18 protein-coding genes and 6 pseudogenes are annotated in these 22,700 nt (G+C 60.7%); 14 read left to right on the top strand and 10 right to left on the bottom strand.

Annotated features, from left to right (window positions below):
* Window positions 1–7 precede the first annotated feature (7 nt).
* Both ACNJYB_RS19200 and ACNJYB_RS19195 read left to right on the top strand, forming a co-directional pair.
* Window positions 8–1,831, top strand: a complete 1,824-nt coding sequence (locus ACNJYB_RS19200; RefSeq protein ID WP_439375356.1) for a type I secretion system permease/ATPase — start codon at window positions 8–10, stop codon at window positions 1,829–1,831.
* Between the two features lie 22 nt (window positions 1,832–1,853).
* A complete protein-coding gene (locus tag ACNJYB_RS19195) occupies window positions 1,854–3,209 on the top strand; it encodes an HlyD family type I secretion periplasmic adaptor subunit (protein WP_439375355.1) in 1,356 nt (451 codons plus the stop codon).
* Between the two features lie 1,517 nt (window positions 3,210–4,726).
* Here the strand turns inward: ACNJYB_RS19195 and ACNJYB_RS19190 are convergent.
* From ACNJYB_RS19190 to ACNJYB_RS19175, 4 genes and pseudogenes are all read right to left on the bottom strand, one after another.
* On the bottom strand, window positions 4,727–8,053 hold the full coding sequence (locus ACNJYB_RS19190; protein ID WP_439375354.1) for an AAA family ATPase: 3,327 nt from the start codon (window positions 8,051–8,053) through the stop codon (window positions 4,727–4,729).
* A gap of 44 nt (window positions 8,054–8,097) precedes the next feature.
* A complete protein-coding gene (locus ACNJYB_RS19185; protein ID WP_439375353.1) occupies window positions 8,098–9,540 on the bottom strand; it encodes an FAD-binding oxidoreductase in 1,443 nt (480 codons plus the stop codon).
* Between the two features lie 404 nt (window positions 9,541–9,944).
* Window positions 9,945–10,381: pseudogene (locus tag ACNJYB_RS19180) on the bottom strand (SOS response-associated peptidase family protein); the annotation flags it as partial.
* A 1,052-nt stretch (window positions 10,382–11,433) separates the two neighbouring features.
* Window positions 11,434–11,673 carry a hypothetical protein gene (locus ACNJYB_RS19175; protein ID WP_439375352.1) on the bottom strand — a complete coding sequence of 80 codons (240 nt, stop codon included), beginning with the start codon at window positions 11,671–11,673 and terminating at the stop codon, window positions 11,434–11,436.
* A gap of 182 nt (window positions 11,674–11,855) precedes the next feature.
* Between ACNJYB_RS19175 and ACNJYB_RS19170 the strand changes: the two are divergent.
* A pseudogene (locus ACNJYB_RS19170) lies at window positions 11,856–12,109 on the top strand (hypothetical protein); the annotation flags it as partial.
* Window positions 12,110–12,167: 58 nt separating this feature from the next.
* Here the strand turns inward: ACNJYB_RS19170 and ACNJYB_RS19165 are convergent.
* Together ACNJYB_RS19165 and ACNJYB_RS19160 are read right to left on the bottom strand one after the other, a co-directional pair.
* Window positions 12,168–12,425 carry a hypothetical protein gene (locus tag ACNJYB_RS19165; protein ID WP_439375351.1) on the bottom strand — a complete coding sequence of 86 codons (258 nt, stop codon included), beginning with the start codon at window positions 12,423–12,425 and terminating at the stop codon, window positions 12,168–12,170.
* 21 nt (window positions 12,426–12,446) lie between these two features.
* Window positions 12,447–13,373, bottom strand: a complete 927-nt coding sequence (locus ACNJYB_RS19160; protein ID WP_439375350.1) for a Ku protein — start codon at window positions 13,371–13,373, stop codon at window positions 12,447–12,449.
* Between the two features lie 167 nt (window positions 13,374–13,540).
* On the opposite strand from ACNJYB_RS19160, the gene ACNJYB_RS19155 reads away from it, so the two are divergent.
* Together ACNJYB_RS19155 and ACNJYB_RS19150 are read left to right on the top strand one after the other, a co-directional pair.
* Entirely contained in the window at window positions 13,541–13,759 is a 219-nt protein-coding gene (locus tag ACNJYB_RS19155) for a hypothetical protein (RefSeq protein ID WP_439375349.1), read from the top strand.
* Between the two features lie 5 nt (window positions 13,760–13,764).
* Window positions 13,765–14,011 (top strand): annotated as a pseudogene (locus ACNJYB_RS19150) (hypothetical protein).
* A gap of 272 nt (window positions 14,012–14,283) precedes the next feature.
* On the opposite strand, the gene ACNJYB_RS19145 reads toward ACNJYB_RS19150, so the two are convergent.
* The gene (locus ACNJYB_RS19145; RefSeq protein WP_439375348.1) at window positions 14,284–14,469 is read right to left on the bottom strand and encodes a hypothetical protein; all 186 of its coding nucleotides are present in this window, start codon (window positions 14,467–14,469) and stop codon (window positions 14,284–14,286) included.
* A 118-nt stretch (window positions 14,470–14,587) separates the two neighbouring features.
* On the opposite strand from ACNJYB_RS19145, the pseudogene ACNJYB_RS19140 reads away from it, so the two are divergent.
* The 7 genes and pseudogenes from ACNJYB_RS19140 (at window position 14,588) to ACNJYB_RS19110 (ending at window position 19,328) form a co-directional block, all read left to right on the top strand.
* A pseudogene (locus tag ACNJYB_RS19140) lies at window positions 14,588–14,783 on the top strand (hypothetical protein).
* A pseudogene (locus tag ACNJYB_RS19135) lies at window positions 14,750–15,127 on the top strand (transposase); the annotation flags it as partial. The pseudogenes ACNJYB_RS19140 and ACNJYB_RS19135, both read left to right, overlap by 34 nt.
* Window positions 15,128–15,729: 602 nt before the next feature.
* A complete protein-coding gene (locus tag ACNJYB_RS19130; RefSeq protein WP_439375594.1) occupies window positions 15,730–16,914 on the top strand; it encodes a cytochrome P450 in 1,185 nt (394 codons plus the stop codon).
* Window positions 16,915–17,368: 454 nt separating this feature from the next.
* On the top strand, window positions 17,369–17,938 hold the full coding sequence (locus ACNJYB_RS19125; protein WP_439375347.1) for a hypothetical protein: 570 nt from the start codon (window positions 17,369–17,371) through the stop codon (window positions 17,936–17,938).
* 96 nt (window positions 17,939–18,034) lie between these two features.
* A complete protein-coding gene (locus tag ACNJYB_RS19120; protein WP_439375346.1) occupies window positions 18,035–18,592 on the top strand; it encodes a tyrosine-type recombinase/integrase in 558 nt (185 codons plus the stop codon).
* 45 nt (window positions 18,593–18,637) lie between these two features.
* Entirely contained in the window at window positions 18,638–18,790 is a 153-nt protein-coding gene (locus ACNJYB_RS19115; RefSeq protein ID WP_439375345.1) for a hypothetical protein, read from the top strand.
* A gap of 214 nt (window positions 18,791–19,004) precedes the next feature.
* The gene (locus ACNJYB_RS19110; RefSeq protein WP_439375344.1) at window positions 19,005–19,328 is read left to right on the top strand and encodes a hypothetical protein; all 324 of its coding nucleotides are present in this window, start codon (window positions 19,005–19,007) and stop codon (window positions 19,326–19,328) included.
* Between the two features lie 195 nt (window positions 19,329–19,523).
* Here ACNJYB_RS19110 and ACNJYB_RS19105 read toward each other — a convergent pair whose 3' ends face one another.
* Complete coding sequence (locus ACNJYB_RS19105; protein WP_439375343.1) at window positions 19,524–19,973, bottom strand: hypothetical protein; 450 nt, start codon at window positions 19,971–19,973, stop codon at window positions 19,524–19,526.
* Window positions 19,974–20,044: 71 nt separating this feature from the next.
* Window positions 20,045–20,805 (bottom strand): annotated as a pseudogene (locus ACNJYB_RS19100) (IS5 family transposase).
* 77 nt (window positions 20,806–20,882) lie between these two features.
* On the opposite strand from ACNJYB_RS19100, the gene ACNJYB_RS19095 reads away from it, so the two are divergent.
* Window positions 20,883–21,212: a hypothetical protein gene (locus tag ACNJYB_RS19095; RefSeq protein WP_439375342.1), complete on the top strand. Its 330-nt coding sequence runs from the start codon at window positions 20,883–20,885 to the stop codon at window positions 21,210–21,212.
* Window positions 21,213–21,277: 65 nt separating this feature from the next.
* Here ACNJYB_RS19095 and ACNJYB_RS19090 read toward each other — a convergent pair whose 3' ends face one another.
* Window positions 21,278–21,877: an ATP-dependent DNA ligase gene (locus ACNJYB_RS19090; RefSeq protein ID WP_439375341.1), complete on the bottom strand. Its 600-nt coding sequence runs from the start codon at window positions 21,875–21,877 to the stop codon at window positions 21,278–21,280.
* A 154-nt stretch (window positions 21,878–22,031) separates the two neighbouring features.
* Between ACNJYB_RS19090 and ACNJYB_RS19085 the strand changes: the two genes are divergently transcribed.
* Window positions 22,032–22,676, top strand: a complete 645-nt coding sequence (locus ACNJYB_RS19085) for a hypothetical protein (RefSeq protein ID WP_439375340.1) — start codon at window positions 22,032–22,034, stop codon at window positions 22,674–22,676.
* The last annotated feature ends 24 nt before the right edge of the window (window positions 22,677–22,700 follow it).

Below are 22,700 nucleotides of genomic sequence, written 5' to 3'. Positions count from 1 at the left end.
GCCGAACATGGCGGTCGTCGAGCCACTAAGCAATCCGCCGCGCGACGATTTTCCGGATCAGCGCCCGGTCGCACCAAGTGGTGGCGAAGCGCGCGAGCAGGTTGGACCCGTCAACCCCCTGGCGGCCTGGCGTTCGGCGGCGCGCGCACACCTGATTGCGGTTGCGGCCTTTTCGGTCGTCGTCAATCTGCTGATGCTTACGTTACCGATGTATCTGTTCCAGATATCCGACCGCGTGCTGACGAGCCGCAGCCTCGAAACACTGCTGATGCTCTCGGCCCTCGCGCTGGCGTTCATCGGCGTCCTCTCGATCATCGACATACTGCGTCGGCAGGTGCTGGGTCGTCTGGCGACCAAGATGGAGGCGTTGCTCGGTGGCGCCGTGCTGGCGAGCAGCATCAACAACGCCAGAGCTGGCGAGGGCGGGACCATCCAGGGCATCCGCAGCCTCCACCAGGTGCGTGGATTTATCAGCAGCCCCGTCATGCTTCTGTTGATGGATGCACCGCTCTCGCCGCTCTATTTCGGAGTTATCTTCCTCGTTCACCGAGATCTCGGCTATCTAGCCCTCGTGTCGGGCTTGGCCTTATCGCTGATTGCGCTGATCAACCAGAAAGCAACTTCGGAGCGTCTCGGCCAGGCAAGTTTGCATGCCGCCGAGGCCGACGCAGCCGCCGAGTCGCTGGCGCGAAATTCGCAGGTGATCAATGCGATGGGGATGCTGAACGAGAGCATTCTGCATTGGGGTCATCGGCAGGCGCCAGCGCTGACCGCGCAAGGACAGGCACTCGACCGGAATTTCTGGATCAGTGGCGGGTCAAAGTTCGTCCGCCTCGTGACGCAAATCACCATACTGGGAACCGGGGCCTATTTGGCTCTCCATGCGGAGATCACCGGCGGCATGATGATTGCTGCCTCAATCATTGCCGGTCGTGCGCTGCAGCCGCTTGAGGGCCTGATCGAAGGGTGGCGGAGTTGCGTTCAGGCGCGGTCGGCCTATGCGCGCGTCGTCCAGGCGGTGCAGTCATTCCAACACGAAACGCCGAAGCTGCGCCTACCCAAGCCGCAAGGCCGCCTGACGGTCGATCGGGTGCTGTACCTGCCGCCCGGGTCGAAAGAACCAGTCCTGAATGGCGTATCCCTCGAGCTTGCGCCCGGAGAGTCCCTGGCCATTGTCGGACCGTCCGGATCGGGCAAATCGACGCTAGCGCGCATTCTGGTGGGCTGCCTGGTTCCGACCGCCGGCAAGGTCAGACTGGACGGAACCGAGCTTCGCAACTGGGATCGCCGGCAATTCGGGGAATATACCGGCTACCTGCCCCAGGAGGTCGAGCTGTTTCCCGGAACCATCAAGCAGAACATCTGCCGCATGCGCAGCGACCTGCCCGACGCAAGCATTTATCAGGCCGCGATGGTATCGGGCACCCACGACATGGTCTGCCAGCTGCCGCACGGGTACGAGACCACGTTAGATCGCGGCGGTGGGCCGCTCTCCGGCGGACAAAAGCAGCGGATTGCGCTCGCGCGCGCCTTCTTCGGCAACCCATGCCTCGTCGTGCTCGATGAACCCAACTCGAATCTCGACGCGGCGGGCGAGCAGGCGCTAACCGAGACCCTGCAGCGCGCCAAGAAGCGTGGCGTCACCGCCGTCGTCGTGACCTTGCGACCCGCGCTGCTGAACAGCGTAGACAAAGTGCTGATTCTGCGGGCCGGACGCGCAGAGGCATTCGGATCTCCGAGCGAAGTGTTGCATCGCTTGGTCCGTTCGACCGGCGGAGCCGGTGGAGACAAGACGGATCATCCGCCACGCATCGAATCCTCTGGCCCCTGAGATGACGTACCGGGAGGACAGGATGAAAACGGAAAATGGCAGCACCGGCGATTGGTACCGGGGGATTCCGCTGAGCGCCAAGTGGCCCATTTTCACCGGTCTCGCCATTCTGGTGGTTTGGCTCGGTTGTTTTGGTGTTTGGGCCGGGATCGCTCCGCTGAACGGTGCGGTGGTCGCCTCGGGCACGTTCGTGGCTACTGGACAGAACAAGCTGGTCCAACATTTCGAAGGCGGAATCATCCGCGAGATCGCGGTGAAGGAAGGTGATGTCGTCGAGCCGAACCAGGTGCTCGTTCGCATGGACGACACTGCTACCAAATCCAAGTTGAGGCGGCTGGTGTTGAAGAAGTATCGACTACTCGCCATGAAGGCACGTCTCGGAGCCGAAATGACTTCTTCAGAGACGATCGACACTCCAGCCGCGTTCCGCGGGCGCGCACGTGACCCGGAGATCGACGCGATTCTCGAGCTGCAACGAGCCGAGCTGCGGGCGCGCCAAGATAGTCGCGCCGCCGAGGAAAGCGTGTTCAGGAAGCAAATCGCCGGGCTTGAGGAAAGCGTTCGTGGGTATCAGGCGCAAGTGCAATCCACCAAGGATCGTATTGCTCTGTTTGCCGAAGAGCTAAAGGACAAGAATATGCTTCTTGGCCAGCAATTGGTCCGCAAGACCGATGTGCTGGCGCTGCGACGCTCCGAGGCCAGCCTCGGCGGAGACCTAGGCGAATATCTCGGCCGGATCGCCGATTCCAAGGAACGAATTGCTCAAGCGAACGAGAAAATAGCCCAGCTCCACTCGACGGCGCTCCGGGACGCTATCAAAGAGCTGCGCGAGACCGAGGCGGACCTCGATGACGTCGAGGAGCAGATTCGGGCTGCTCAAGACGTGGTCGATCGCATCGATGTCCGCTCCCCGGTCCGCGGCATCGTGGTGAAGCAAAACTTCCATACCCCCGGCGGCGTTGTGTCGTCTGGGGCCGTAATCCTTGAGCTCCTCCCGATCGCCGACGAGCGCATTATCGAGGCACATGTGCGGCCCAATGACATTTCACACGTGAGCGTAGGCCAGCAGGCGCTGGTCCGGCTGTCGGCGCTCAACCAGCGCATCACGCCAATGGTTGGGGCCAGCGTCATCTACATCTCAGCGGATGCCCTCGCAGAGGTAAAAGCCGAGCCACATCCCGACGGTGACATGCGTCGGGAATTCTACGTCGTTCGGGTGCGCCTGGACAAAGATGATGTTGTCAAACGGGTGCCCGACTTTATCCCGACACCTGGGATGCCCGCCGACGTTTACATCAAGACCGGAGAGCGCACGTTTTTCGAGTACATCATGAAACCGGTGTTCGACAGTTTCTACCGCGCTTTCCGGGAAACATGATTTAACGGTTTACGTCAATCGGCCACCGCAGCCCGGCGTGGCGGCCTGGGTGCTGGAGCCATCGCGGGACAGGTTCGTAATAGGCCGCGATGACAGCCATCTGTCGCTGTCGAATATTGCTGCCGATCCGTCGACGTCCGGACGTGCTGCGCAGCTCGGAGCTCGCGCGCCCGACGCCGGGGCAGCCGGGCATGCTGGACAGTCAGCTCTGTTGCCTTGGAAGGCTCCCGACCTGTGCAGCTGGCAGCCTATTCCAATCCGCCTGAAAACCAGAAGTGTGAAGTTGCTCACCTCCGCCAAATCTCTCCTCGCCTACAATAGGAACGTCCCCGTCCGGGATGCTTAGATGCTTATCCGGTCGGAGCTGGCGAAGCTCATGAAGCGCCACCCCATGAGCAAGTCGTTCGGTAATGGCGCCGGCCACGTTCTGCGCCGGCACAGCAGCACCGTCCTGCTGTTCAGCTGGCGCGGCAAGCCCGACGGATCGGCCCGCTATGTCGGGCGCGTCATCGCTACGCTCGCGATGGTTAGAGTATCCCAGCCTTACCGCCCTGCTCCGCGCCGAGGCCGAGCACGCTCAGAAGGAGAGCTGATATGCAGCTGGCGCAGTTCTTCCAAGCCATCTTCGATCAATCGGAGATCATGCTGAACGTACTTGGCTGCGGGGCCGGACATGGATTGGAGTAATTCGCGCCGAAGATCTCTCGTATCTTCGAGCGCCCGCTGGTCCCTTAATCCTACGTAAGCTGAAACGATTGCTTTAATGCTGGGTGGCTTCCGATGCATTGTTGATCCGGTGCATTGTCAAAATGAGTTCTCAAATCTGACTGACGGCCAGCGAGCACGTATATGCATCGCCGGTTTTCAAAAATATCCAGCGGCCTTAACGCTGCTGCGCATGGCAAACCCGACGAACCGGAGGTTGCATCCGGCCTGATCCAACGGGCGGCCGATGTCGAAGACCGCAGCGGAGAACTTGGTCCAACATAGAAGCAATGGCGGGAGAGTCGTGGAAGCCTCTCACGAGGTACTAAGGCCGCCTCGGTTTGGCGGTCTTTCATTGCCGAATAGAGCGGCCCCAACTCGGGGCTGTCTCGGGTTGAGGCCGCGGTACCGGGCCAAGGCGTCACGAAAGCCCAGCTCCAACAACCTACATCACCGGCAGGGAACTCGCGATTGGGCAACTGGCGTACCTCTTATGATGGTGGCGATTGGCTGCGCCTCGGTGCTCGAATGCCGTAGTAACCCGGAATCCCATAAAGTTGCGCTAGCTCATGTAGAAAACCTCGATGAGCTGCTGCCGGTTTGATGGACACCGGCTCGGCAAGCCAGCGCAACTCTCTCGAAAGCGAAGCGAGCGAATGCTGTCGCGCCGGAGCCCTCTTGGGCGAAGGCGGACTGGGGCCTCAGGCCACGTCTCACCAAAATATCAAAACAACCCCATGCAAAGTCGCACGGCAGTCGCCAAGATGGAAACTTGAGGCCGAACCGATCGAGGATTACTTCGTTACAACGCGCTACAAGTCTGCCAGCAACTTGCGAGCTTCCATAAGATCGCGCGTTTCCAAACCCTCGCTGAACCAGCTAGAGATCGGCACAAGAGCGTCGCGCGCTTGCTGACGCATGCCGCGTGCCGCTTGGAATCTGGCGCGCGCAACAGTTGCGCGAAGCTCGGGCAGCTTTGCTCCCTGGGCAGCGGCCATTTCAATGGCAGCCTCGAAGTGTGCGTCCGCTTGACCTTCTGCCTGCTCCCCCGCTGCCAGCAACAGCAGTTCAGCGCGCTCGCGATGAAGTTCGACACCGCACCAGCTCTCGAGACTTGCGTCCGCAACGGCGTCCGCTTCGTCAATGAGCCGAAGCCCGGCCATAGAGTTCCCCGCCTTGCGATGAAGCGCCGCGAGCAAGCCAAGATGGTGCGGAATGCGTAGTCCCGCACTGGTCCGCCGGAAGTCCTCAAGCCCGGCATCAAAGTCAGCAACTCCCTCGTCAAACCGGCCGGATTCAGCGATCGCCCAGGCGCGAACAAGGCTCGCCCAGGCGCCATAATAATCGAAACGGAACTCGGTGCAGATGTCTCGCGACTCTGTAGCGGCTTTCAGCGCGGCATCGGGCTCTCGCCGGAACTGATAGAGCATCGCCAAATAGTTGAGCGCGAGCGCGATGCTGAATGGATGCGAAATCTCGCGCGCGACCGCGAGCCCTTCCTCAGCAATCTTGAGGCCACGAACGGGATAGCCGAGATGCCAGTCGCAATGGCTCATGTAGGCACGGCAGAATACGCTCATGTCGATTCCGTAAACTTCGGAATAGTATCGGCCGCGGTGTTCCCCGGCTTGTGCGCTTCTCTCGAGCCGGTCACGTGAGAATTGAAACTGGCCGAGGTGGAACGAAAGCACACCCGCAAGATGATCGGCTTCGGCCTGACGCAGGGGATCACCGCTTCGTTCGGCCAGCACGTTCGTCTCCTCGACGAGCTTTATGACCTCGCGCAGGTTGCCGCGCACGTGATAGACGTGGCCGAGTCCCTTCAATGCTGCGGAGAGATCATTCTCGCTCTGCAACTCGCGACTGAGCTCCTGGGCGCGCTGGAACGCCGCTTCTGCCTCGCGTGAAGCAAAGCCTTTGGTTGCAATCAGCGGCCCGCCAAGCCCAAGCTGCAGGGCAAGCTCCAAACGCCATCGTGATGCTCCCTGAGGAAGCGCTTGGACGCACTCGAGTCCCGATCGCAAATGGGCAATTGCCTCCATATTCGCCGACCGGGCGGCCGCGAGCCGACCTGCCCGCAGCCAGTATGGAATGGCCTTCTCCGCTAATCCTGCCTCGCCGAAATGACGGGCGACGAGTTCCGGTTGTGCTTCGCCGAGCTGCGGAAACCGCGTTTCGATCGCGGTGGCAATCCGCGCGTGTAGCTCCTGGCGCCGCCGCTTGAGCAGGCTTTCGTAGGCGGCGTCGCGCACCAGGGCGTGCTTGAAAACATAGGTAGCGGCAGGGGCGAGGCCCCGCCGGAAAAGGAGCTCTGCCGCGACCAAGCGATCGAGCGCCGCGGCGAGCTCCACCTCTTGCATCGACACGACCGCAGCGAGCAACTTATGATCGAATTCGCGGCCGATACAAGCTCCGATCTGGGCGACTTCCTTGACTGGAGCAAGGCGGTCGAGCCGCGCCATCAAGGAATCGTGCAGCGTGGCCGGGATCGCCAAGGACGGAAATGCTCCGGCGAGCACGTACCGATCCCCGCTGTAGCGAAGCATCCCAGCCTCAAGAACGGCCTTCGTGAGCTCCTCGGTGAAGAGCGGCACACCCTCAGTCCGCGCCAGTATCTGTTCGAGCACCTCGGCGGGAAGCGCTTTGCTTTCGGTGATCCGGTCTACGAGTGCAATCACCGCTGCCTGCGGCAGGCGGTTCAGCATGAGCAATGTGACATGCGGAAAGCCGGTCCATGGCGGTTGGAGTTCCGGACGGAATGTAGCGACAAACAGCACTGGCAGGTTCTGAAGGCGATCCACGATCTGGTCGAACAGCTCGCGCGAGGTCGGATCGATCCAATGCGCGTCTTCAAGCACCATCATCACGGGGCGACGAGTGGCAAGTCGATCGAGTCGGTCCAGGAACGTGCGAAACAGCAGCGCCTTCCTTTGCTGCGGCGACATCTCCGGCTGGCTGCTCGGCCTGTCGGTTGGAATGCCAAGCAGATCGGCAAAAAGCCGGATTGCATCGCCGGACAGGCCCTCGCCGCTTTCGCCGAGAAGCAATTCGAGACTCTTGAGCCGCTTTTCCGGGCCATCTTCCGGTGCGAACCGCGCCTCGCGCTCGAGTTGCGAGATGAAGGGAAAGAGCGGACTGTTGAGGTGGTGCGGCGAACAGGCGTAGCTGACGGGTGTGCATTGCTGGGCGTGCAGCCGTTCGCGCAGCGCGAGCACTAATCGTGATTTTCCGATACCTGGCTCTCCAAAAATCAGGACGACCTGTCCAATCCCTTCTTTGGCAAGCCGCCAACGCGACAACATCAAATCGAGCTCCTCACCGCGCCCCACGAGCGGCGTGACGTGAGCTCCGTGCAGAGCTTCGAACCTGCTTTCTGCCCTGCCTTCACCGATGACCCGCCAAGCTCGCACGGGGTCGGCAAAGCCCTTGAGCTCAAGGGAACCGAGCTCGACAAGTTCGAAGAGATCGCCGACCAGCCGGCGCGTGCTCTCGGCGATAACGACCGCACCGGGCTCTGCAGTCTGTTGCAGACGGGCTGCGAGGTTGGGTGTCTCCCCTGTTACCGTCTCCTCCTTGGCAGCGCCTTCACCAAGCAGATCACCCACTACAACAAGACCGGTGGCGATGCCGATGCGAGCGGCCAGCAGACCTCCCGCACCTGACGGCATCCCGCTGACCGCTCGTGCGACGGCAAGTCCCGCCCGGACGGCCTGCTCTGCCGCATCTTCGCTTGCGCGCGGCCAGCCGAAATAGGCCTGCACCCCGTCTCCCAAGAATTTCGCAACGTGGCCCCCCAGTCGCGCAATCTCTCCCGCCACCGTGTTCGAGTATGCCCGCATGACCTCACGCAGCTCCTCGGGATCGAGACGGCGGCTGAGGTCGGTCGAGCCGACGAGGTCGACGAACATGAGCGTGAGCTGACGGCGCTCAACCGACGCTGGGAGGCGAGCCGCCGCCTCCGCCGGCAGCAGGCCGATTGCATCGAGAAGCTTGCGCCGGTGGCCAACGGCGTGGACTCCGATCTCCTTGAGATCTTCAACCGTCAGGTGAGGCAGGATCTCAAGGTCAATTCCGTTGTCGCGGAACGTCTGCTCATAAGACTGCAAGCCGAGGCTGTGCAGCCATTCTCCGATGTTCAACTTCGTCTCCGTAGCCCCTCAAGACGGTTCCTCTCTGTCTCTCGTCAGGCGGCCGGTCGCTGTGCGGCAGACGGCCTGACATTCTGGTTCACCCGGAAGAAGTTGTCCGGGTCGTACTTGGCCTTCAGCACCGCAAGACGCGCGTAGTTCGGGCCGTAGGCGCCAGCCACGCGATCGGTCTCGTCTCCGGGCATGAAGTTGACGTAGACGCCGCCGGTTGCGTGGGGCGCGGTCTCCGTAAAGAGCTTGCGCGTCCAGTCGATCGAACGTTGCTCATCCGCGCGGTCGCGCCATCGCGTGTGAACATTCATGACAAACTTTGCATCGCGGTGAGGGAACACCGTGGCGTCGACCGCCACGCGGCTGGTGGCGCCGCCGAGCTGACCAATGAAAATCTCACACTCCCCGGTTGGTAGGCTGATCGTTTGGCTGACCAGCGTGTCCAGAAGGCCGTCGTTCAGCTCGACGAAATTGTGCGACTTCCAGTAATTATACGCACCGGGCGTGAGCAGTGGGTCAAACGCGGTCTGCCAGGCCGCGAAGGGCTGCATGCCGATCACGTCGGCGATCGGCTGTCCGAGCCCGCGCAATGGCTCCAGTGCGCGCTGGCCCTCGCTCTCCTCTCCCGCGTAGCAGACGGCGAACGCGACGATCTCCTTGCCGCGAACTTCGGCAGGCAGGAACGGCAGCGGCGGCGCCTGCCTGAGCACCACCCACACCGTCAGTTCATCGGGCGCCTTGGCGGCGACGTCGCGATAGCCCGCGAGCAGTTCCTTCGCCCGCGCAAAGGGATGGACGATGAGCCCGGCCAGAACCATCGGACCGACAGGATGCATGCGAAACTCGAACGAACTCACAACCCCGAAATTGGCTCCGCCTCCGCGTAGCGCCCAGAACAGGTCGGTATTCTCGGCAATGCTGGCCCGGACAAGCTTGCCATCTGCCGTTACCACGTCGGCCGAGATCAGATTGTCGGCGGCAAGCCCAAACTTGCGGCTGAGCCACCCGAAGCCGCCGCCCAATGTCAATCCGGCAACACCGGTTGTGGAGTTGATCCCGAGCGGCGTCGCAAGGCCAAAAGCCTGCGCCTCCTTGTCAAAGTCGCCAAGCGTCGCACCCGGCTCTACTTGCGCGGTGCGGTGAAATGGATCAACCCGGACGGACCGCATAAGTGAAAGATCGATCAAGAGCCCGCCGTCACAAACAGCATTGCCCGCGATATTGTGGCCGCCGCCACGCACGGCGATCAGGAGGCCGTGCTCACGCGCAAACCGCACGGCACGGATGATGTCTGCGGCCCCTCGGCAGCGCACGACCGCGCCTGGGTAGCGATCGACCATCGCGTTCCAGATCGTCCGTGCTTCATCGTAGCCCGGCTCCTCGGCCAGACAAACATGACCCCGCAAAGTTTGACGAAAGGCAGCAATTGCATCGCTCTCAAGCGTAATCGCCCCGCCATGCAGCGAGGCCATCCGGATCTCCGTCATGGCATCTCCTCCGAGACTAGCGGTTAGTATTGCGGTAGTCCGCTTTCATGCTCTGGGGCAGATCAGCAAATGGGCAACCCACTGCCGACAGCTCTTTGCAATCATGACGGCGCAGGATCGCCCTGTTGCATGCCGTTCGACATTCCGAACGGCACATTTCCGCCTGGAAGTTAGTCCTTTGGCCAACCGAATGGTTCTGCGACAGAATGTCTCGCGGATGAGGAATGCCTACAAACCGGCGCCGGTCCTTTCCGTCACCTGCAGGCGGAACCAAGAATATAGTCCGCGACGGAACTTCGAAGGCACAACAAGCCAACGGAGCAGGTAGAAATTCGCATGATCGGAACTCCTGGTTGGTGAACTTCTCCGTGGCGCGCGGGCTTCAGAGGGCGCCGGCGCGGGATCTTCCTCATGCCGCGGCCGACGATCCGCAGCGCCTCGTCCGGGATGGGACGCCGCAGCTTCAGGGCTCCCGCGGAGAGCGCGGGCATCCAGTTTTCGACCTCGTCGGCAGTAGTCAGGATCAAGGGCATCACCTTTCGGATGGATGGCGCCGACTTCGGCATTCGGCTCAGTCGTCAGAGATCGTTGGTAGTCTCGCCTTCCCTGACGTTCCTAACCGACGTCCAGTTGGACCAGATGCCGGCGAAGCACGCGAGCGGTCGGCTTTCCTCCAGCGCGAACCAGATGTCGCCGCCTCGACCTTGTTGAACTCGCTGAACGAGTTGAACGGACCACGCAGCGATTCTCGAGACCAGCCAGCAGGTCCAATGCTTCGATTTCACGTTCCGGATATTGGTGGTTCCAGAATCGGGCTCCTCCGGAGCAATTCATCGAAATCACTTCTTTACCTTGGTTTGCATTGAAAATGAAATTGTAAGGTTCCGACGCCCGAAGCATCAAACCCCTGCAAACGCAAAACAGTCCACAACGACAAATGCGATTCTAGCTCAATCGCTTAGCCACTCTTCACGGACGACCATTTAGCCTTCAGCACGCTCCGCGGCACGCTGCTGGAGGCGATCACGCAAGCTTGGGGGCGGCTGCTTCCGCTTGGCGGCGGCATTGCGAGTTCGTTGCGAGCATGTTGCATGTCGCACAAGATGCGCTGAATGTGAAAAACCGCAATCTTACCGAACCGAACAAGAGAGGTGCCATTCGCTGACGAGCGATGAGCAGCGTTGGCGAGCGTTAATCAGAGCTCAAAATAATTTTCGAGAGAGTTGTTGAAACCCGCGGGTTACCGGGCAATTCGCAGTCTCGTCGCATTCACTCGCCTCAGTCTGCGCGGTAGGTTGGTTGTGAACGTGACGTAGAACAGCGTTGCGGCCGCGAAGGTGATGATACTTAAAACGTGGTCCATATTTCGTCTCTCACCGACTTAGGTTCTAGGCCTGCATCATGGAGCCCATGAACCGAAAGATGACGCAATCAAGACGAACCTTCCGTGACGGCGCTCACGGGATCTCCGATGCTTGAGTGTGCTCAGAATCACAGATGTCACAATGCGGACCAGCCCCCGGCATTCAGTGTCTTCCTGTCCGTCATTTGTTTCCTATGATGGTTCCGGAACGGGGCTCCGGCTGGGGAGTTAATTCGGTGGCTTCCCTCCAGAGAAGAGGGAGTCGGGAGGACAGGCCCCAGCGCTGACACTCCGCGGTTCAGCGTTGTGGCTGTTCTCTCTGGTTTGCATGCCGTCCGCTATTCCCTACGTAGGGAAAATCTAAGCTGGGTACCTTTAGCGGTTACGTTAACTTCATCGCGTGATTGCATCTTCGCGTCTGATTTTGCACCACCTTGATGCTTGCCTTCTGACGCTTGTCGCCAGAATTGCAAGGCCAGCAACGGGCCGCCGGCGTTACTGGCTGGAAGAGCCGGCGGCTCACTTTCGCTTTAAGTCTGCATTCCCCACGTCGAGCCACTGCGCGTTGCCGAATCCGGTTGGAAGCGGATGTGGTCCGACATCACGCAGGCCCGGACGAACAGCCACGACGCGTAGCCGCGGATTTCGCTCACATCCCGAACGCCTATAGCATTGCCCAAGGTCGTCGCATGCTGGACGATGCCTCGGAACTTCGTGCACTCGTTGCGGAAGAACTCGGCTTCGGCCGTGTGGTCAGGCTTCTTCTTCACTGAGAAGTCGATTCGAAAGTTGCGAGGAGCAGCATCAATCGACCCGGAGGCGGTTTCTTCAATCCACGTTGCCGGAAGGAAGTGGACAAGCCCAGCCTTGCCGATTCCGAATCCCTGGTCCGTGCTAATCGCCAGGAACGAGCCGGCGGTCCGAAGGATTCGTCTTGGCAGGAGCGTTCTCGATGCTGATAACGAAGGAAAGACCACGGGCGATCCGCACGCTGCGCGGCTGGGCGATCTATGTGCTGCAGGAGACCGGACCGATCCACGAATGCGAGGAGCACGGCTGGATGCGGGCCGGGCCGACCCCTATGCCCGCCAGAGAGCAGTCGACCTCGCCTGCAAATATCCGCCGGTAGGCATCTCGACCGATCATGCCGTCGCGGCGATCCTCGAAGTGCTCGATTTCATCGGAGACACGTGCCCGGAGTGCCCCGCGAGCGAAAGGGCTCCCGACCGACTGAGCGAAGCGGCTCCGACAACTCGGAACGACTTCACCTTAAAGGCCGGCGCGCGACCCAGACTCCAACCAAAAAGGCGGCCAAGAGCGACCGCAGCGGGGCATTCATCGCTGCCTCGCGTAAGCGATCGGCCAAGCGCAGGGCGACGTCTTGAGATGGGCGCGGTCGTCGCAAGTCGGCGGCTGTTTTCGCTTCGGCATTCAGCCTAGCCGCAACAGCCAACTCCGCGCCTTCCGGGTCGCTCACCAGGCCGGAGGCTTCCGTCATCGCTGAGGCTTCCTTCATGTCCATGCGAACCTCCTACCACTAGCGTCAGGCCGACTTCCGCTGCGGCCTGGCGGTGGGTTTCTTCGCGGCCGCCTCCTTCGCAGGCTTCTTGCCGGCGATGGGCATCAGCATCTCCTTCTGGCCCGCGGACGCCTTCTTCGGCTTTTTGGCGGGCTTGGCCGCGTTCGCAGGCGCGGCCTCCTTGCCGACTGACCGGCGCAGCGCCTCCATCAGATCGACGACGTTGCCCGCCGCCGGCTTGGACTTTGGCGTGATCGGCTTGCCGGCGCGCTTTTGGTTGATGAGATCGATCAGCGCGCTCTCGTAATGGTCTTCGAACTTCTCGGGATCGAACCGCCCCGCCTTCTGGTTCACGATGTGCTTTGCGAGGTCGAGCATGTCCTTGGTGACCTTCACGTCCTGGATCTCGTCGAAATACTCCTGCTCGCTGCGCACCTCATACGGATAGCGCAGCAGCGTGCCGACCAGGCCCTTGTCCATCGGCTCCAGCGCGATGATGTGCTCGCGGTTGGTCAGCACGACCCGTCCGATCGCGACCTTGTCCATTTCGCGGATGGTCTCCCGGATCACCGCGAACGCGTCGTGCCCGACCTTGCCGTCCGGCCGGATGTAATAGGGCCGGATCAGGTAGCGAGGATCGATATCGGACTTGTCGACGAACTCGTCGATCTCGATGGTGCGCGTGGACTCCAACGCGATCTCCTCAAGCTCTTCCTTCGACACCTCGACATACTGGCCCTTCTCAAACTCGTAGCCCTTGACGATATCCTCGTTTTGGACCTCGTCGCCTGTGTCCGCATCTACCTTCAGGTATTTGATGTGGTGGCCGGTCTCGCGATTGAGCTGATTGAACGAGATCTTCTCGCTCTCCGAGGTCGCCGGGTAGAGCGCCACCGGACAGGTGACGAGGGACAGACGCAGGAAGCCTTTCCAATTGGCGCGCGGGGCCATGTTACGCAGAACTCCATTGGGGTGGCCTGGATTCAAGACGAACGGCAGATGGCAGTTCCGACAGGCCGGCCTCTCCGGGCGAAGATTCATCCGTACGGTCCTCGCCGCCTGCGGAATCCGGCGAATGGCCCATTGACTTATATAGAACAAATAAAGAACATCGAAGCATGTCCGCCGCTTCCGAACCTGCTGCGCCCGCCGAGGGCGATCTTGAACGCGCCGCCGACCAGGCTATCGACGCCTGCGGCGGAGACCCCCGCGAGGCGGTCAAGGCATTGTTGATCGCCATCGACTTTCTCGAGGCCGAGGCCAACGAGCTGCGCGCGGCGGTCTCGAAAGGATATTCACGGGGGCGGCATGGCCCGAACCGCGAACGCAAGGAGTGACTGCGATGGACGTCACCTGCTACGTGGCATTGCCGTTCGTCATGGCCGACGACGGCATCACGCCCGGCGAGGCAGTCGAGTGCCTGAGCGCCAACGCCGCCGTCATGCGCGCCGAAGCGCTCTCGCGGAAACCAGGCTGCACGGGCGCGGTCGCCTTTTTCGCGGACCGGAGACCCGTCCAGCGGCGACTTCGGTGACGCCAAGCTGATCCGGAAGTTCGGCGAGGTGCGGGAGGATCTCAGCGCGCTCTGACCGGCACGAACCGATCATTCCTCGCCCGGGGCGGCGGCATCGCCCGACTCGAGCAGGTTTAGCGCGGTCTCGATCTGCGCGAGCAGGCGCTCGATTTCCTCGCGTTCGTTCGGTCCGCTCTGCAGTCGCTCCATGAGCGACTGCTTTCGCGCAAGCAGATTTGCGACAGCCGACACATCAGACCTCCCATGTTTGGCAACTACAAAGGAGCTGGTGCGGCCATGACGAACTTGCCAGTCCCGATTGACCAGCCCGGGCGTCCTTCGGTACCACTATTTCGCCGCCGGCCGCAGTGGGCCGTCCACCCACTTCCGTGCGGCGGGATAGTGCAGCGGATCGTCGTCGCAATCGGGGCAGACGTAGCTCTCACCGCCTCTGGCGACCTCGTCGCGCACGAGCTTCATCGGCCGCCCACAATGCGGGCACGGTTTTCGTATTGGATGCTGCCGCAGCGACATTTGGCTTCCCCCGCATCGGTCAGCGTAGTGCCGTTTGCCAGGCGGGCACAAGCGATCTCTTGACGTGAGCCTCGACCACCATCAAAGATCGGGCTTCGGTGATGTTGCGGGGTGCGTCATGGAAGAGTTCTACGGTGGCTTCGCGCAACGGGCGCGCGATTCTGGCGGAGAAGGCCGACCCGTTCACTCGGCGGCGCCTTCTCGATTTGGCCCAGAGGTACGAACTCAAGAGTAAACCGGGCTCGAGCTACGGGCGGCCATCACCGCCGCCGCGCCGCAGACGACTCCCGGTGTCGGCCCGGTGGTGGCGCTGACCTATCGCGCCACCGTCGATGTGCCAGCTCGATTCGGAAAGTCCAAGTCGGTTGGGGCGGCGTTTGGGCTGACCTGCTCCAAATATCAATCAGGCGAGATCGACCGGAACGGCAGGATATCACGCTGCAGCGATGAGATGATGCGGGTGATGCTCTACGAAGCGATGTTGCGTTCGAAGAAGTGGTCCTGGCTTAAAGCCTGGGCCCTGCAGATCGCCAGGCGCCGCGGAATGAAGAGGGCGATCGTGGCGCTGGCTCGCCGGCTGGCCGTCATCATGCACCGCATTTGGATTGATGGCACCGAGTTCCGGTGGACTCGGCAGCCAACCCCGGCAGCAGCATGAAAACCGTTCAAGATCAAACCCGATAGGAGAAAACTCGAGATCCACTCAGCAGTGGAAAGATGTCCCTCGCGGGACGATGGATGAGGTGAGTTCGCATGTCGGCTTGAACCTGTCGTTCAAACTGACGAAAGGCCGCCTGACAGATTGTTCTACCTCGTCCTCGAATCCCATGATGGAACGGCCCAGGTGCCGATTCCGAAGAGAAGCGCGAGCCCGTGAGCGACATCAACACTGCAGTGGCGGATAGTCTGAAAGTGCTTGACCTCAAACGGCCGATTAGAGAAGCCGACATATCCGCGGCCGTGCGATGCGCAGCGATCGGCGGCTGTAGGTCGCGGATCATCCCAAATGTCAAACCCATGTGCCAGCATAGCGCGCGCATGGTTACTCCTTTGAGATCTCGCGCCAACCGGCCGGATCGCAAAGCGTTCCGAACGCCGCCGTGGTACTGGCGATTGCGCTGCGGCAACCGTTTCGCCTTTCCTCAAGGAACCGCTCCATCATTTGCCATTTGCGCGTGAACGACTATCGCTGAAGAAAGTTTAGCCCATGGCGCTCATGCTGCCTCGGCTTGCCAGCGCTTGGAGCAACGGATGACCGTCATGTCGACTGCCCGATTGAGCCCCTTGGATGAGACGATCAGCATCTCGGAGCTCGTTCGTGATCCCTATCCGATCTACAAGCGCCTGAGGCGCGAAGCTCCCGTGTTGCGGGTAAAGTCAGTGGGCCGGACGTTTCTTACCAAGGCCGCCGACACAAAGTGGGTCAAAGATAATCCAGTTATATTCAGCTCCGATGATCCTAACACGCCCATGAAGCGGGCCTTTCTGGCGCATACGCTGATGCGGAAGGACCACGACGAACACCGGACCGAACGCATGGCCATGATGCCGGCGCTAATGCCGAAGACGATCGAATCCGTCTGGGCCGCGCTTTATGAGGACCTAGCGGAGGCGTATCTCGACCGGTTGCCGCGCGGCGAGGTCGTTGACCTGTTTCCCGCGCTGGCGGGGCCTCTCGCTGCGCGGATGTTGGCGCATGCAATGGGCGTTCCGGATGCGAGCGATGAGGACATGCAGCGATGGTCGCAGATGCTGATCGATGGCGCCGGCAATTTCGGCTGGACTCCCGGACCTTTCCAGGCAACCGACATTGCAAACGCGGAGATGGATAGATGTATCAGGGCGAATGCTGAACGGGTGCGGGGCGAGCCAGACTCCTCCGCCCTCTCCTTCATGGTGAATGCCAAGAACCCTATTCCGGAAAGCCAAATTATCGCCAATGTGAAAATCGCCATCGGCGGCGGCATCAACGAGCCGCGTGACGCCCTCCTAACTGTGCTATATGGCCTGCTGACCAACCGCGATCAGCTCGAGGCCGTGCGCGCGGAGGGCAAGTGGCGGGCCGCCTTCGAGGAAGGAATCCGATGGGTGGCGCCGATCCAGGCTAGTTCACGGCTCGTAACGGAGGACACGGAGATTCGGGACTACTTCATTCCGAAGGGCGACACCGTTATGACAATCCAGGCTTCTGCCAACCGGGATGAAGACATCGTCCCAGACGGCGAGAACTATAATGCCCTTCGCGAGCCCAATCCTCACCAGGCCTTTGGCAATGGCCCGCATCATTGCGCGGGCGCGCACCTTTCGCGACGAACGATTGGCGACATCCTCCTACCGCTGCTGTTCGAGCGCTTTCCAAACATGACCTTGCTCGATCCAATAAGCGTTCGCTGGCATGGATTTGGTTTCCGCGGACCGCTGAATATGCCGGTTCTGCTGCAGTAGCCCCTAAGCCGCTTGCAGCCGAGGAACGTGCCTTGGAGCGACTATCACAGCCGTAGATCGCTTCGGGCATAGCGGGTGGGCTCCTTGAATCGGCCGAAGCTCCGCCGGGCGAGAGTCGATAGTTCCGAAATGCCTCGACCACAAACCGTAGCTCACCACCGTAGATTAGACATCGTGATCAGGCTGCGCCTGGAGAATTAAGCTTTAAGATCAGATCGATAATGAACTTAGATTGGAGGAGCGGTGATCCGCCGAGCAGCGGATTTCTACTCCGCGGGTTGCTGATGGTGACGCACGCACTCAACATTTAGTCTGCGGCTCGATGTTCCAATACGGAACATTACAAATACTGTTCCCGATCAAAAGTGAACACAGCGATATCGCCGACTGGGACTAGCCTCCAATTGCATGGCGCTCATCTGTCATGAGCGCACCTGTGACCGGGAGGTTACAAATGGCAAATGTACCAACGCCGGCGACTAATCATATGCCGCAACAGGTTCTCCAGAATCAAATTGACAAAGGCCATATTCCACCACCTGGCCCAAACGTTATTTGGGACAATCCGCTCGTTTCCAATGCGTGGAACGACCACCAGACTTTGCACGGCACATCTGGCGCTGATGTGTTTGTGTTCGATGTCGGCGCTGCTATCGCTGCTCACAGCGGCGTCGACAGCGGTTCTGGTTATCCTTTTTTCATGGATGCGATCGACAACTTCCAACTTGGCGTCGATCAGATCGCTTTCGTCAACATTCCTCCCAGCGACTTTCTTACCGTAAGCGGTGGGAATGCTTTTGTTAGTGGCGCGGGTGATCCAACCTTGCCAGATGGATATGTCACTGCTGAGGCTCCAGCATCTGGTCGGTCGCAATTCTTCTACACCGTCGCCACCCCGGACAAAACGGGGACGCTCATGAACTCTGACTATTCCTTGCCGGTCGCGCTATCGCACGACTACACTATCACTCTACTCAACGGGCATGTCGTGACACTGCCCCCCGATCCATGGCTTATCGCCTAACAATCCCGCTCCACCGCTGGGGCTGGGGCAATAAGCGGTGGAGCGGGAGCCAGACCAACCAGCGCGGTTCATCCTTGAAACGCCTCGCCGCGCCGCATGACGCGGCGGCGCGGTCGCGGTCGCCGCCGGGGCGGCATCACGCCGGAGCTGAAGGCTCTGGCGGCCAGGGCTGGCATCGCCCCGCGCGCCGACAGCCTTGGCCCGGCCGATGATGCCGGCAGGCGCCATCTTCAGCCGCCCCGACCGCGCGCCGGGTGTGGTCGAGCACGGCGCGGGCCTCGAAGGCCTGCGCGTGACGTTGGTCCGCGAGCCCGGTCGCTGCCGTCGGACAGCCCGCGCCCCCTTCGTCGTCGGGCGGAGGGCAAGCAGGTCCGCGTCAAGGGCCAGCGCTACCCGATCACCTATGCCGGCTACGGCTCGAACAAGCGCAACTGGAGCAAGGCGGGCGTCGAGGCGCGCATCCACGACCTGCGCCATACCACGGGCATGCGCACGATGCGCAAGACCGGCAATCTCAAGATGGTGCAGAAGATTCTGGGCCATACCGACATCGCCATCACCGCGCGCTTCTACACCGACGCGACCGTCGACGACTGCGCGCGGCAATGGAGGCGACCAGCCCGCGCGAGATCGCACACGATCCTCCCAAGCTGATCGAGAAGAAAGGCGAGAGCGAATGAAAAAGAAGGGTCTGTGGCCATGACCGCGCCGGCAAACTTCCCGCTTCCGTGGTGTGACGCGCTCGATTGCCCGTACTACGCCATCAACCTCTTGCTCTGCTATTTCGAGCCGGGCTGGATCGAGAAGCAGTCACACAAGCCAATGAGTGTCATCATCCCCCTGGATCGATGACCTGATCGCAAAAGGCGAGGTGCTAGGGCAATGACCAGCCGTCGGGATTTCTTGACTACCGCGATAATGGCGGTGGCTGCACGATTTTCTTCTCGTTTGCAAGGCGACGCCGGTAAAGATCCAGGCGATCACCCACCCGATAAACCAAGCCGGCGCGGCTAACAGGAACCCTCGAACTCTAGACGCATTGATCCGGTCCACCGGAGCAAATGTAATGCGTCGCTCCCCCTCGATCGTACCTGACCATGACGTTTATCTGGTCCTCAACCGCTATGGCTCTGGCGTTTCCTGGTGCGAGACGGACGAGGAGGATGCCGACCGCCAGACCCTGCTCGATCACCTCATGGAAGGCCAGTATAGCAATCCCGTCAGGATCGTTGCCTTCAATACCGTCGAAGGCTGGTCGCGAGACGTCACAGACGATATCGCCGAGGAGTTGCGTCAGCGATGCGCTGACGAGGGCCAACTGCCGGCGTCACTTCTGGAGTTTCTGGACCAGCACGGTGGCTGGACAGCGCGCGTCACCGGAAAGCTCTGAAGATCGCTTTGATGCCTTGCCAGACAGTCGCACGGACAGCCGTGTCAACGGCGACGTGAACTAGATGATCGGTGTAAGGTGATGAATTTAGCTGATTGGTTGAAACTGGCGCGGGGGCTGATGAAGCTTGCAATCCCAATCTGGCCTTCAGCGCCGGTCGGTCTAGCTGCGCGAGTTTGGCGTACTCTTCGTTCTTCATATAGACTTGCCAGAGTAGCGCGTCTTGTTCCGCCTTTGGCAGATGTGAACCTGATCTTGCATCCTCTTAACGAACTGACCGTGTTTCGTCTCGATGAACTTCTTGTCGCGCCCGAAGATCTCGCGCCAGAACTCGTCCACATGCGGCATAAGGTCTACGGTTTCAGCGGCGGCTTCACCTAGCCGATTGGCGGTAGAAGAGGCAGACGGGGCACTCAAACCTAATCTGACCTTCAGTTCTTCTGGGTCGTTCTGCTGCAAACTACCATATATTGCCATCTGTTTCATGATCGGCTGAAGTGCCGCTACTTGTTCCGCTTCAGGTAGGCGCGCGACCTGAGCTTCCATCCAGTTCGCGAACTCGTCGAATTTCCTTTTCTTGATTTCTGGGTCGCTGATGTCGATGATTTCGCGCCAACACTCATCCAATTGCTCAAGCAAATTCATTGGTGATGCTCCCAGCAAAGGGATCAGACTGCCGCTAAAGTTGCATGTCGTCAACTTAGTAGGGCTCGGACTCAATTGATCCAATAGGCAACGATGGCGGCGAGATGGACGGCAGCCAAGAAGTTCCTGGCTAGTTTGTCGTAGCGAGTTGCGACACGCCTGAAATCCTTGAGGCGGCAGAAACAGCGCTCGATAACGTTGCGCCCCTTGTAGGCGCGTTTGCTGAAGCTGTGGAGAGTGACCCTGTTGGATTTGTTTGGAATGACGGGCTTGGCACCACGATCGACGATTTCGGCTCGAAAGCCGTCGCCGTCGTACCCTTTGTCGCCAATGAGGGCAGACATGGGTGGCGCGAGTTCCAAAAGGGCTGGCGCTGCGGCAATATCAGCGTCCTGGCCTGGAGTGAGATGAAATGCGCAAGGTCTGCAGTCAGGGTCGCTCAGCGCGTGGATTTTCGTGGTCCGCCCGCCGCGCGAGCGGCCGATCGCTTGTTCATGCTCCCCCCTTTTCCGCCGCTCGCCGAGCGATGCGCTTTGATCGTGGTGGAGTCGATGGACAAAGTCACGCCGTCTTTGCCGCAGCGGGCGAGCGCTTCAAAGATCGCCCGCCAATGTCCGCGCTTGGCCCAGCGATTGAAACGATTGTAGATCGTCGTGTACGGACCATAGTCGGGCGGGCAATCGCGCCAGCGTGCGCCGCACTGAAGCATGTGAATGATACCGCTGATGACGCGTCGATCGTCATCGCGCACCGGTCCGGTCTGGTTCGTTGGCAGATGCGGCTCTATCAGAGCCCATTGCTTGTCGTTGAGCCAGAACAGTCCTTTGCGCATCGAAGTCCCCCGCGTGGAATCAACCCGCTGCGAGGGAATCAGAGTTCGCTAATTAGGTACAGACCCTAGGATAGGCCATGGCAGAAGGCGAACCGCACCCCCTCTCTCTCCGCCCCACCCTCATCGGCGGCGATACCGCCGAGGGCGACTACACGCTGATGCGCGAGGGCCGGCCGATCGGCCGCATCAGGCTCACCCAAGACCACATCGTCAAAGGCACGGTCTGGGCCTGGACGATTACAGTCCCACTGCCAACGCCAGCTTGGTCCGCTGGTGGCGCGGAGAGCCTGGAAGCCGCCAAGGTCGCATTCCGGGAGGCTTGGGAGCGCTTCTACGCCAGCCTGTCGGAGAGGGACATCGCGCTCTGGCATCTCACGGAGGATTCAAGTCGGCCTGGCTGGCGCTGAAGGCGCGCACCAGCCCGGAGGCGCTGGCGAAAGCCTTCAAGACGATGAACATCCGCGACGACGGGCTAGAACTGGTCCCTGACCCGGCGATAGGCCGGATGGTTCGGATTTTTGGATTTCTGCCAATGCGCGCAGCGCCCCATTTTATAGGCCCGGTCGAGCTGCTTGGAGACGATGCCCTCCAGCCCATGCTTGCAGGTCTGGCGGTACAGATCCGGCCCAATCTCGCCCACCTCGAACGGTGCGAGCTGGATGTCCTCGAGGCGCCGGCCGACCAGGCGCTGCAGATTGGTCTTGCGCATCGACAGCGGCAGGCGGGACAAGTCGTCGCCCCCGAGCGCCAGGAGATCGAAGGCGTAGAGCTGGACGTCGGCATCATAGCGGCGCGAGAGGAGCGCATCGAAATCGCTATAGCCGCGCAGGTCGAGCACGACCGCCTCGCCGTCGAGAATGAACTGGCTCGCCTTCAGTTTGCGCGCGGTCTCGACGATCCGGGGATAGCGGCCGGTCCAGTCGGCGCCATTGCGGGAGAACAGCCGCACCGCCTCCCCGGCGCGCTCCACGCGCAGCCGAAACCCGTCGAACTTGATCTCGTGAATCCAGTCGGGGCCATCCGGAACCGCCTTGGCGGGCACCGGGATTGCAAACTCGAACGCTCTTGCCATGAGGTTTCAGATAGGCAGATTTGGCAAAATTGCGAATCAGCTTGAGAGACGGGAGAAACCAAGCCGATGCCAGGACCCCGCTTTGCCCCCACCGCGATCCGCTTGCGCGCGATAAGGCGCGCCTCGATGCATCCTCTGGCCATTGGATAACCCGATGAAAAGACCGCATCCGCAGAAGCCCGCCACCGCTGAATTTAGAAGCGTCAAGCAAGACGTCTCTACGGAGCAATTGGCGGCCATCGGATCTGTAGTACTCAATTACAACTACGCGGAATCAGCGATCAACAGGATGCTGGCACCCGCGCTCGGGCTCACTGTTGACGTCTACCATGCCGTTACAAGCAGAATAAATGGATTGGATGGCAAGATCGAGATTGTAAAGATTGCGGCGGCCGGAATGGGCATGCCCGAGGACATGCGACTCTTCCTCGCGGAGGGCCTCGGCGAAGCCGGTTTCAGCCAATTTAAGAAGTACAGAGACGCCATCATTCATGCACGGATACAAGACCCGGCGCTTGGTTATGGCGAAGTCGTAGAAAGCAGAGGGAGGCTCGTCCAAGTTCTCCTAACGGCAGAGGCACTTAATATCCTGGCAGACCACCTGGACGCACTGAGCCAAGAGCTGGCGTGCTTTATCCTGCTCTTCATGAAGATACGGGAGGTCTACAATGAGCCGATCCAAGACACAGAACCTTTCGCACGAGAGATTCTAGACCTGTTTGCTCGGGCCAAACGACATCGGAAGAATCGGCAATTTCTGCCGCCGCTTCCAAAATTTCCTGAGGAATCTGCCGGGTAGAACGCTTTGCGAGGACCGCGTCAC

The sequence above is a fragment of the Bradyrhizobium sp. SMVTL-02 genome (assembly GCF_051853005.1).
GTDB lineage: Bacteria > Pseudomonadota > Alphaproteobacteria > Rhizobiales > Xanthobacteraceae > Bradyrhizobium.
The sequence above is the reverse complement of the archived record's forward strand: the minus strand, read 5'-3'. Positions and strand labels throughout refer to the sequence as shown.